The sequence below is a fragment of the Kosakonia sp. genome, assembly GCF_032104925.1.
Taxonomy (GTDB): Bacteria; Pseudomonadota; Gammaproteobacteria; order Enterobacterales; family Enterobacteriaceae; genus Kosakonia.
Genome location: NZ_DAMCGF010000019.1, coordinates 48,999 through 60,692 on the forward strand (window position 1 = coordinate 48,999; position 11,694 = coordinate 60,692).

An 11,694-nucleotide genomic window follows, 5' to 3' on the forward strand; every position below is an offset into this window, starting at 1 on the left:
ACGATGGAAAGTACTAATAAGCTGAAGCGTGGGCTAAGCACCCGCCACATTCGCTTTATGGCGCTGGGTTCAGCGATTGGCACCGGGCTGTTTTACGGCTCCGCAGACGCCATCAAAATGGCCGGGCCAAGCGTGCTGCTGGCTTACATTATTGGCGGTGTCGCCGCGTATATCATTATGCGTGCGCTGGGCGAAATGTCCGTGCATAACCCTTCTGCCAGCTCCTTCTCTCGCTACGCGCAGGAAAACCTCGGCCCGCTGGCTGGTTATATCACCGGCTGGACCTACTGTTTTGAAATCCTGATTGTCGCCATTGCCGATGTGACCGCTTTCGGCATCTATATGGGCGTCTGGTTCCCGACGGTGCCGCACTGGATTTGGGTGTTGAGCGTGGTGCTGATTATCTGCGCCATTAACCTGATGAGCGTGAAGGTGTTCGGCGAACTGGAATTCTGGTTCTCGTTCTTCAAAGTCGCCACGATCATCATCATGATTGTCGCCGGTTTCGGCATCATCATCTGGGGCATTGGCAACGGTGGCGAACCGACCGGCATCAGCAACTTGTGGAGCCAAGGCGGCTTCTTCAGCAATGGCTGGCTCGGCACGGTGATGGCGCTGCAAATGGTGATGTTCGCCTACGGCGGTATTGAAATCATCGGTATCACCGCCGGTGAAGCGAAAGATCCGGAAAAGTCGATCCCGCGCGCCATTAATTCAGTGCCGCTGCGCATACTGGTGTTCTACGTCGGGACGCTGTTCGTGATTATGTCCATTTATCCGTGGAACCAGGTAGGAACAGACGGCAGCCCGTTTGTGCTGACCTTCCAGCATATGGGCATCACCTTTGCCGCCAGCATTCTTAACTTTGTGGTACTGACCGCCTCGCTTTCCGCTATCAACAGCGACGTGTTTGGTGTCGGGCGTATGCTGCACGGCATGGCCGAGCAGGGAAGCGCGCCGAAGATGTTCGCCAAAACCTCGCGCCGCGGTATTCCGTGGGTAACGGTAATGGTGATGACGGTCGCGCTGCTGCTGGCGGTCTATCTGAACTACATCATGCCGGAAAATGTCTTCCTGGTGATTGCTTCGCTGGCGACCTTCGCCACGGTGTGGGTGTGGATCATGATCCTGCTCTCGCAGATTGGTTTCCGCCGCCGCCTCTCCGCTGATGAAGTGAAAGCGCTGAAATTCAAAGTTCCGGGCGGTGTGGCCACTACCGTTGCCGGGCTGATTTTCCTCGTGTTTATTATCGCGCTGATTGGCTGGCACCCGGACACCCGCATCTCGCTGTATGTCGGTTTCGCGTGGATTGTGCTGCTGCTGATTGGCTGGATGTTTAAACGCCGCAAAGCCTGATAACCAACCGTGCCGGATAAGCGGTATGCTTATCCGGCAGCGCTTGTGCCGCTGGTGATGATGTTACTGGCGGCCGTTATTTTTCTCCCTGAAGCAGGATGGTTTGCGCCGGTATCAATGACGCAGCCGCGAATTCATTAGCCTCTCTGCGGCCTCCGCGCTCTTCTTTCAAATGCCATAAAAGGCCTTTCTCTCTCCCGGATCAGCGTGGCTGTTCAGTTTAAGCCATTTATTCATCTATAGTTTTTATCAAGATACAAGCGCGTCTGTCTGCGAGTCCGGACTGCCGCACGGCGAGGGCTGGCGACCCTCTCGCCAAATTCCATCTGCGCCCTCTCTCTCACCCCCGGAAAAAAGCGGAAAGAAGGAGGCAGGGCGAGAATCGCTGTGGAAGAGTGGCGTCATTTTGAGCAAAGGGGATTTTTTGATGTTGAATGCATGGCATTTGCCCGTCGCGCCGTTTGTGAAACAGAACCAGGATCAATTAGTTATTAGCCTTTGGTTAACCGGTACTTCGCTGCCGGAGCGGGTGACGCTGCGGACGGAAATCGATAACGAAGAGACGCCAGTGGTGATGCATCGCGCGCGCAAACCAACAGCCGATGGTGTGACTGTCTGGCGTGCCGCGATTGATGTGACGAGCGGGCAGCCGCGTCGTCGCTACAGCTTTAAGCTGCTATGGGAAAACCGCCAGCTCTGGTTTACCCCGCAGGGCTTTAGCCACTTTCCACCCGCGCGGCTTGAGTTGTTCGCCATTGATGTGCCGGACAGCGGGCCGCAATGGGTGGCGGATCAGGTGTTCTACCAGATTTTCCCGGATCGCTTTGCCCGCAGCCTGCCGCGCGGCGAAGAGCAAGACAAAATCTATCATCACGATGCGGCCGGGCAGCCGATCGTCATGCGTGAATGGGACGATCCACTGACTGGCGAAGCGGGCGGTTCGACCTTTTATGGCGGCGATCTTGACGGCATCAGCGAGAAACTACCGTACCTGAAAAAGCTCGGCGTCACCGCGCTGTACCTTAACCCGGTATTTGTCGCCCCCAGCGTACATAAATATGACACTGAAGATTATCGCCATGTTGACCCGCAGTTTGGCGGTGATGAGGCGTTGCTGCGCCTGCGGCACAACACGCGCGAAGCAGGCATGAAGCTGATTCTGGATGGCGTCTTTAATCACACCGGTGATTCCCACGCCTGGTTCGACCGGCACAACCGCGCAACGGGCGGAGCCTGTCACAACCCGGACTCACGCTGGCGTAGCTGGTTCAGTTTTGATGAGAACGGCCACGCCCGCGACTGGCTGGGCTATGCGAGCCTGCCGAAACTCGATTACCAGTCGCCCGCGTTAGTTGACGAAATTTATCAGGGCGAAGAGAGCGTGGTGCGCCACTGGCTGAAAGCGCCGTGGCAGATGGATGGCTGGCGGCTGGATGTGGTGCATATGCTGGGCGAAGATGGCGGGGCGCGTAACAATTTGCGCCATGTCACGGGCATTACACAGGCGGCGAAAGAGACTCAGCCGCAGGCGTATGTCTTTGGCGAACATTTTGGCGATGCGCGCCAGTGGTTGCAGGCGGATGCTGAAGACGCGGCAATGAACTATCGCGGTTTTACCCTGCCGGTGTGGGCTTTTCTGGCGAAGACCGATCTCTCTTATGATCCGCAAAAAATCGATGCGCAAACCTGTGCGGCATGGATGGATAACTACCGCGCGGGGCTGTCGCATCAGCAGCAATTACGCATGTTTAACCAGCTCGACAGCCACGATACGCCGCGCTTTAAAACCGTGCTCGGCAATGACATTGCGCGCTTACCGTTGGCGGTGGTCTGGCTGTTTAGCTGGCCGGGTACGCCGTGCATTTATTATGGCGACGAAGTGGGGCTGGATGGCGCTAACGATCCGTTTTGCCGCAAGCCGTTCCCGTGGGACAAAAAGCGCCAGGATGGCAAACTGCTGGCGCTTTATCAGCGTATGGCGAAGTTGCGTTCACGTTCACAAGCGTTGCGCTACGGCGGCTGTCTGGTGATTTACGCGCACGACAATGTGCTGGTATTTTTGCGCGTTTACCGTCAGCAACGGGTTATGGTCGCCATTAACCGCGGAGAAGCCTGTGAAGTTGTGCTGGAGGATTCACCGCTGTTACGGGGGAAAAGCTGGCGGCTTCAGGAAGGTACAGGTACGCTACAGGATGATGTGCTGACGCTTTCAGCCATTAGCGCATCTGTCTGGTCCGCCGCCTGAATCGCCACGCGAAAAGGGGCGGGCATTACGTCTCCCCTTTAGCGAAGGCGATAGTACATGGATGGTCTTTTACTCTTTGGCGTGGCGGTGCTGTTTCTGGCACTGGTGGTGGTGCCCATTGTGGCTATCACCGCCTGGCGGCGCAGCATTGCCACCCAGAATGAACTGCAACAACTGCGTCAGCGGCTGAGCATACTGGAACGGCAGTTTTCGGCGACGCCGGAAAGCCGTGAACCAACGCCAGTGGCGGCGGCTGAAATTGCGCATCCCATTGAACCGGTTGAAATCCCTCAACCCGTTACGCCGGTAGAAAACCCGTGGGGGCGAAAAGTCGAACCGACCGCGCCGGCGGAAAACCCGTGGGGACGCAAAACCGAAACACCTGCGCCGGTTATGTCCGCGCCTGCTATTGACGAACCTGCCGTAACGACAAAAACACCGGAAACCGCATCGTGGGGAATGGTAACGTCGCTGGTGCGCTGGTTTATGCAGGGCAACCCGCTGGCAAAACTGGGCGTTATCCTGCTGTTTATCGGCCTCTCCTTCCTGCTGCGCTACACCGTGGAATATGCGTTGTTCCCGCTGGAACTGCGGCTGGCCGCTGTCGCGCTGGTGGCGATTGTGCTGCTCGGGCTTGGCTGGCGGCTGCGACATAAACAGACGGTCTTTGCCCTGATACTGCAAGGCGGCGCGGTTGGCGCACTCTATCTCACCGTTTTTGGCGCGTTTCGTCTGTGGCAGATGCTGCCGATGACGCTGGCCTTTGTGCTGTTAATTGTTATCTGTGCGGCGAGCGTTGGCCTGGCGGTACTGCAAAAAGCGCTGAGCCTGGCGTTGCTGGCAAGCCTTGGCGGCTATCTCGCGCCGATCCTGCTCTCTACCGGCGGCGGCAGCCATGTCGCGTTGTTCTCGTTTTACCTGCTGCTGTCGGTGGGCATTCTCGCCATCAGTATCTGGCAGCACTGGCGCGAATTGAACCTGCTCGGCATGGTCTTCACTTTCGGCGTTGCCGGGCTGTGGGGAATGGATAATTATCGCCCGGAATTCTACCTCAGTTGCCAGCTGTTCCTGATGGCTAACATTCTCATCTTCGGTGTACTCAGCGTGGCGCTTTCGCTGCGCGCACAGCGCCGGGGCGAGCGCATTATTGATGGCGTTTTACTCTTTGCCCCGCCACTGGCGGGCTTTGGCATGCAGTACGCCATCACGCAACACTGGCATTATGGCCCGGCATTTAGCGCACTGGGCTTTGGTCTTTTCTACCTGGCGCTGGCGGTGCTGGCGCTTAAACGCTTCCCGGCGACCGCAAAACCGCTGGTACTGGCGGCGCTGGCGCTCGGCGGCGCGTTTGCCACGCTCGCCATTCCGCTGGCGCTGTCGGCGCGCTGGACGGCGATGGCCTGGGCGCTGGAAGGGCTGGGGATTTTGTGGCTCGGCACACAGCAAAATCTGCGCCGCATGAGCTACAGCGGCAGCGCCTTACTGCTGCTGGCGTTGTGCAGCGCGCTGTGGGCGGCGGCGGACGGCATTAACGCCGTGTCGACGTTGCTGATCTTCGCCGTGCTCAGCGCATGCTGGCTGGCAGCCTCCTGGTTGTGGCGTGGTCTGCGGCGAGAGGGAAGCTGGCTATTGCTGGTGGGCGGCATCGTGTTTTGGGTCGTTGCGCTCGGCGGGGCGTCTCAGGCTGCGCTGCCAACCTCTGTCGACAACGGGTTTGGCGTGCTGACGTTGCTGGCGCTTTCCGTATGGTTATGGCGTGCGGGCAGCTTGCGCTGGTCGTGGCCGGAACTGGGTTACGCCCGCTGGCTGTTATGGCCGGGAATGGCAGTCATGCTGGTCTGGCAGATTATGACCCAGGGGCACCTGCTGGCAGCGGGCTGGCCGAATCTGGCCTGGTGTATTGCGCTGCCTGCCGCGTTCCTGCTGCTTTATCGCGAGAGAGAAACGATACCCGCGCGGGTGTCGCAGGGGTTGCATATCGCGTTGTTATGGATGCTGCTACTGGCGGCAGGTACTGAGCTGTGGTGGTTCGTCGATGGGCTGGTGTGGGGGAACGAACCCTGGCAGCTCGGGCTGCCCATGGTAGCGGGTGGTGTGGTGATTGCGTTGGCACTGGCGGCTATTCGCCGTCAGTTCTGGCCGTGGCGCGTCTGGCCCGCGCTGTATGGCGCGTTGGGATTATTACCGCTGGTTCCTGTGCTGCTGTGTGTGCTGGTGTATGCCAATCTGAGCGACGGGGTGGTGATGGGCATGACTTATCTGCCAATTATTAACCCGCTGGAAGAGGGCGCGGCGTTTGCACTGCTCGGCGTCTGGCTGTACAGCCGTTTTGCCGAAGCGCACTATCCGGCCATTGCACCGCAACTCTGGCGTGCGCGCCCGTGGGTGCTGGCGGCGCTTGGTTTCTGGTGGCTAAACGGTGTGTTACTGCGTCTGCTGGCTTATTACGGCGACGTGGCCTGGGAGAGTGAAAGCCTGTGGCAGTCGCGATTGATTCAGACCAGCTTTGCGCTGTTCTGGATGCTGATCGCGCTGGTGGTGATGATCCGCGCCACCCGTCAGCATACGCGCCAGCAGTGGTTGTGCGGCAGTGTGTTGCTGGGCGTGGTGCTGGTCAAATTAATGCTGGTTGACAGCGCCGGCGGCGGTGGGCTTTCGCGAGCAATTGCCTTTATTGGCGTGGCGGTTCTGGTGCTGATTGTGGGGTATTTTTCACCCCTGCCGCCAAAAGCCGTGCGGGAAGAGGACAAGGGAGAAGAGTAATGAAAAAGTGGCATGGATTACTACTGGCCGCACTGGTGACAACTGCAGGCGCGGCGATAAGCAGTGAAGCTGTTCCGGATTCACCGCAGGATTACGCGTTTGGCGCGACACTCGATCTACCGCAACCGGCATCCTGGTATCGCGTCGATCTGCCGCAGGAAACTTACGCGCAGAGCGTCTGGCCGGATCTGCGTGATGTGCGGGTGTTTAACCACGATGGCGAGCGTGTGCCGTTTACACTGGAAACACAGCGTGCCACCGCGCGTGCGCCAGAGCCCATTGCGCTGCGCGTGTTCCCGCTGGATACGTCGCCGGTTGACACTGGAACAGAAGGGCAGAATGTGGTGCGTTTGCACTCCTCCTCCGGCGTCGATATTCGTATTGAAGGCGAGCCCGACGAGGTGGTCGGGCAGAGCTATTTGCTGGCGTTCCCGGAAAATACGCCGGAAAACTTCACTCTCGCGCAACTGAAGCTGGCCTGGTCGGAACCCGTAAAAAACTGGCGTGGCAAAGTGACGCTCTTTTTCAGCAGCGATATGCGCAACTGGACGACATTGCAGCAAGACATACCGGTGATGGAGCTGGCGAGCGGCAGCGATCGGTTGACGCTCGATCAGATTAACCTCGACCAGCCGATGCCTGCCGATGGTGTACGTTATTTGCTGATGGTGTTTGATACTCCGAACCTGCCAGTGACGATTACGCAGGTCACCGCGCGACCTGGTAGTGAGCCAACACCGCTGGAACAGGTGGAGATGGCAGGCCGCGAACAACGGATTTCCGCAACCGAAGCACAGTATCAGTGGACGCAACCGCAGCCATTAAGCGCGCTATCGGTGAGGCTTACTGAAGAGGGCGTGTTGCCGGTGGCGATTGACTGGCGTAGCAGCGCCAATGGCGAGTGGAAACCGTTAAGTAAAACGGTGCTGTGGGCGCTTAATGGGCGTGTTTCCGCGCCGCTCAGCCTGCCAGGCGATGTCGTGCAGGCGGTGCGCATCACCACGCTTGATGCCCGTTTACCCGAAGCATTGCCGCAGGTGACCGGCAGCCGCGACCGACAATCGCTGGTCTTTAATGCGCAGGGCAAGGGGCCGTTTATGCTGGCGTGGGGTAACCGTGCAGCGGCGCCTGCTGCGGTGACAATGGAAGGCCTGATCCCGGAAGCGTTGCGTAAACAGCTCGATCTTACGGCGATACCGGAAGTGCAGGTGCAGGATCGGGTGGCGCTTGGCGGCGAGGAACGGCTAACGGCGACATCACCAGCAGATCGCCAGCAGACATGGAAAGCTTTGCTGGTGTGGGGTGTCTTACTGTTGGGGGTTGCGGTGCTGGTATGGATGGCTCTGCGTATCTGGCGTGAAGTAAAGACACGCGAATAACGATCCGCTTGTTAAGGGGGCGGTATTGGTTTCGCCCCTGAACGCTGTGCCGGAACTTAACAAGCAGCCGCGGCCCATAGGGCTGGTTTGCCATCCAAAGACAATAAGGCCGACCCAAACTTGTTGACGACGACGCCCACCGGGCGTTGTTTTCAGCTTTCCATAAAAAAGGCCCGCAGTGCGGGCCTTTATCAATGCAGCCAATTACAGGCTGGAGACGTTTTCGCTCAGGTATTTTGCCACGCCGTCCGGAGAGGCGTTCATCCCTTCTTTACCTTTTTCCCACTGAGCCGGGCACACTTCGCCGTGCTCTTCGTGGAACTGCAGCGCGTCAACCATGCGCAGCATTTCATCGATGTTACGGCCCAGCGGCAGGTCATTGACGACCTGGTGGCGCACGATGCCGTTTTTGTCGATCAGGAAAGAACCACGCAGGGCAACGCCCGCGTCCGGATGCTCGATACCGTAAGCCTGCTGAATTTCACGTTTGATGTCAGCGACCATCGCGTATTTCACCGCGCCGATACCGCCTTTCTCAACCGGCGTGTTACGCCATGCGTTGTGAACAAACTCGGAGTCGAAAGAGACACCAACCACTTCCACACCGCGGCTTTTGAACTCTTCGTAACGTTTGTCAAAAGCGATCAGTTCAGACGGGCAAACGAAGGTGAAGTCCATCGGCCAGAAGAACAGCACGGTCGCTTTACCGTCGGTGTGCTGTTTGAAGTTGAAGTTTTCAACAATTTCACCGCTGCCCAGAACGGCTGCGGCAGTAAAATCCGGTGCCTGACGAGTAACCAGTACCATATGTACTCCTGTGATTTACAAGGTTAATAGAACGCAACGCGGGCCAGTATAGGGAGAGGGGTAGGGTAGCTCAAAGCGCCACTGACAATCGCTGGTATAGGTTTTATCTATCGATTGCTTCTGCAATAACGGTTTCCAAAATAGCGTAATACCCACACAGTGCAAGCGTTAAAGCTGCTGATCTTTGGCCTGCGCCATCATGCGCGGATAGAATGCCCAGAATTGCGACTCCAGCGCAGTGTAGTTGGCGTCCAGATCCTGCCAGGAGTCACGCAGTGCGTCCAGCCGCGGGCGACGGTTCGCCATGCCGTTAAGCACATTCTGGATAAAGGCCATCTCGCGGTAGCGCTCCAGCCAGCGCTCTGACCAAAGGTAATTGTTCAAATTAACAAATCGCGGCGGAGAATCAGGCAGAATCGTCGCCACCTGCGCACGGGCGTAGCGAACAAAATCCTCCAGCGGGAAATCCGGCGAGATTTGCGCCCAGTGGCGGGAGAGGAAGTGATCCCACATCACGTCCAGCGTGATCGGCGCAACCCGGCGGGTTTCGGGGCGGAACCACTCGCGGGCGGTTTTGACTTCCGGCAGGTTGTCGGTCATGACGTCGATACGGCGATGCATCTGGATCCCGTCAACGATCTCCATCGGGTAGAGGTCTTGTGGGTTGCCGCGAACAAAATCCGCCAGCAGGTTGCCGGGTAGGGAACTGTCGGCAAGATGGGCTAAGTGCAGGTGTGCTAAAAAATTCATGCTTATTGTTTGTCCAAAAGCGGCTAACGGTTGCAGCGAAGGGGCGTGGGCACTAGACTACCCGCCTCTTAAATATGTATCGAGTTAGTGTCATGCGCGTTGCCGATTTTTCCTTTGAATTGCCCGAATCCCTGATTGCCCACTATCCGCAGCCTGAGCGCAGCAGTTGCCGCTTGCTGTCGCTGGATGGCCCAACAGGCGCGCTGACGCACGGTACTTTCACCGATTTGCTCGACAAGCTCAACCCCGGCGATCTGCTGGTGTTTAATAACACCCGCGTAATTCCTGCACGCCTGTTCGGTCGTAAAGCCAGCGGCGGCAAGATTGAGGTGCTGGTTGAGCGTATGCTCGACGATAAACGTATTCTGGCACATATTCGCGCCTCTAAAGCGCCGAAACCGGGCGCGGAACTGCTGCTGGGTGATGCGGAAGATATTCAGGCGACGATGGTGGCGCGCCATGACGCGCTGTTCGAAGTCGAGTTTCACGACGAACGCCCGGTGCTGGATATCCTTAACGCAATCGGCCATATGCCGCTGCCGCCCTATATTGACCGCCCGGATGAAGACGCGGACCGTGAACTCTACCAGACCGTGTACAGCGAGAAGCCTGGCGCGGTGGCCGCACCGACGGCAGGGTTGCATTTTGATGAACCGCTTCTGGAACGTCTGCGTAATAAAGGCATCGAGATGGCGTTTGTGACGCTGCATGTGGGGGCGGGAACTTTCCAGCCGGTGCGCGTAGACAGCATTGAAGACCACATTATGCATTCCGAATACGCCGAAGTGCCGCAGGAGGTTGTTGATGCGGTGCTGGCGGCAAAAGCGCGCGGCAATCGGGTTGTCGCCGTGGGAACCACGTCCGTGCGTTCGCTGGAAAGCGCCGCGCAGGCAGCAAAAAAAGATCTGATCGAGCCGTTCTTCGGCGATACGCAGATTTTCATTTATCCGGGTTACCAGTACCGGGTGATTGATGCGCTGGTCACCAACTTCCACTTGCCGGAATCGACGCTGATCATGCTGGTTTCCGCCTTCGCCGGGTACCAACACACCATGAATGCGTACCGCGCCGCAGTTGCAGAGAAATATCGCTTTTTTAGTTACGGGGATGCGATGTTTATCACGTACAATCCGCAAGCCATTTTAGAGCGTCCTTAACAACGCGATACGGACTGCGTGTACGCGCCGGTTGCTGCACGCTGTGCGTGTCCAATCTGGCTGCGCCAATACGCCTTGAGTGCGTATTGGTTAATTCGAAGTTGTGGAGTGATTCCGCAACGGGATAGTTATCATCAGACTGTTTCTCTGATGCTGGAGAAGAAATGAAATTTGAACTGGATACCACTGACGGACGCGCCCGCCGCGGTCGTCTGGTGTTTGATCGCGGCGTGGTTGAAACGCCCGCGTTTATGCCTGTAGGCACTTACGGCACCGTAAAAGGGATGACGCCGGAAGAAGTTGAAGCCACCGGCGCGCAGATTATCCTTGGCAACACCTTCCACCTGTGGCTGCGCCCGGGTCAGGAGATCATGAAGCTGCACGGCGATCTGCACGACTTTATGCAGTGGAAAGGCCCAATCCTTACCGATTCCGGCGGTTTCCAGGTGTTCAGCCTTGGCGACATCCGCAAGATCACCGAAGCGGGCGTGCACTTCCGTAACCCGATCAACGGCGATCCTATTTTCCTCGATCCCGAAAAATCGATGGAGATTCAGTACGATCTCGGTTCCGATATCGTGATGATCTTCGACGAATGTACGCCGTATCCGGCGGACTGGGATTACGCGAAACGCTCTATGGAGATGTCCCTGCGCTGGGCGAAACGCAGCCGTGAGCGTTTTGATGGGCTGGGTAACAAAAACGCGCTGTTCGGTATTATTCAGGGCAGCGTTTACGAAGATTTACGCGATATCTCGGTCAAAGGTCTGGTAGAGATTGGCTTTGATGGCTACGCTGTCGGCGGTCTGGCTGTGGGCGAGCCGAAAGAAGATATGCACCGTATTCTGGAGCATGTCTGCCCGCAAATCCCTGCAGACAAACCACGATACCTGATGGGCGTCGGTAAACCAGAAGATCTGGTTGAAGGCGTGCGACGCGGCATTGATATGTTTGACTGCGTGATGCCGACGCGCAACGCCCGTAACGGTCACCTGTTTGTGACCAATGGCGTGGTGAAAATCCGTAACGCGAAATATAAAAGCGATACCGGCCCGCTTGATAGCGAGTGTGATTGCTATACCTGTCGCAATTATTCTCTTGCTTACTTGCATCATCTCGACCGTTGCAACGAAATATTGGGCGCGCGTCTCAATACCATTCATAACCTGCGGTATTATCAGCGTTTAATGGCTGGTTTACGCAAGGCTATCGAAGAGGGTAAATTAGAGAGCTTCGT

Annotated in this window: 8 protein-coding genes; 6 read left to right on the forward strand and 2 right to left on the reverse strand. The window is 57.4% G+C overall.

Annotation, left to right across the window (positions count from 1 at the left end; all coding sequences use genetic code 11):
- The first annotated feature begins 3 nt into the window (after positions 1–3).
- The 4 genes from proY (at position 4) to RT644_RS23175 (ending at position 7,743) form a co-directional block, all read left to right on the forward strand.
- Entirely contained in the window at positions 4–1,356 is a 1,353-nt protein-coding gene (proY, locus tag RT644_RS23160) for a proline-specific permease ProY (protein WP_045509295.1), read from the forward strand.
- A 427-nt stretch (positions 1,357–1,783) separates the two neighbouring features.
- A complete protein-coding gene (gene malZ, locus RT644_RS23165; RefSeq protein WP_269231589.1) occupies positions 1,784–3,601 on the forward strand; it encodes a maltodextrin glucosidase in 1,818 nt (605 codons plus the stop codon).
- A gap of 57 nt (positions 3,602–3,658) precedes the next feature.
- Positions 3,659–6,364, forward strand: a complete 2,706-nt coding sequence (locus RT644_RS23170) for a DUF2339 domain-containing protein (RefSeq protein ID WP_313628313.1) — start codon at positions 3,659–3,661, stop codon at positions 6,362–6,364.
- On the forward strand, positions 6,364–7,743 hold the full coding sequence (locus RT644_RS23175; RefSeq protein WP_313628315.1) for a DUF3999 family protein: 1,380 nt from the start codon (positions 6,364–6,366) through the stop codon (positions 7,741–7,743). The genes RT644_RS23170 and RT644_RS23175 overlap by 1 nt, the downstream gene beginning before the upstream one ends.
- Before the next feature lie 204 nt (positions 7,744–7,947).
- Here RT644_RS23175 and RT644_RS23180 read toward each other — a convergent pair whose 3' ends face one another.
- Both RT644_RS23180 and acpH read right to left on the reverse strand, forming a co-directional pair.
- Positions 7,948–8,550, reverse strand: a complete 603-nt coding sequence (locus tag RT644_RS23180; RefSeq protein WP_313628316.1) for a peroxiredoxin C — start codon at positions 8,548–8,550, stop codon at positions 7,948–7,950.
- Between the two features lie 168 nt (positions 8,551–8,718).
- Positions 8,719–9,300 carry an ACP phosphodiesterase gene (gene acpH, locus RT644_RS23185; protein WP_313628318.1) on the reverse strand — a complete coding sequence of 194 codons (582 nt, stop codon included), beginning with the start codon at positions 9,298–9,300 and terminating at the stop codon, positions 8,719–8,721.
- 92 nt (positions 9,301–9,392) lie between these two features.
- Here acpH and queA point away from each other — a divergent pair, with 92 nt between their 5' ends.
- Positions 9,393–10,457, forward strand: a complete 1,065-nt coding sequence (queA, locus tag RT644_RS23190; RefSeq protein WP_045509280.1) for a tRNA preQ1(34) S-adenosylmethionine ribosyltransferase-isomerase QueA — start codon at positions 9,393–9,395, stop codon at positions 10,455–10,457.
- 164 nt (positions 10,458–10,621) lie between these two features.
- On the forward strand, positions 10,622–11,694 hold a 1,073-nt coding region (gene tgt, locus RT644_RS23195; RefSeq protein WP_313628320.1), incomplete at its 3' end, for a tRNA guanosine(34) transglycosylase Tgt.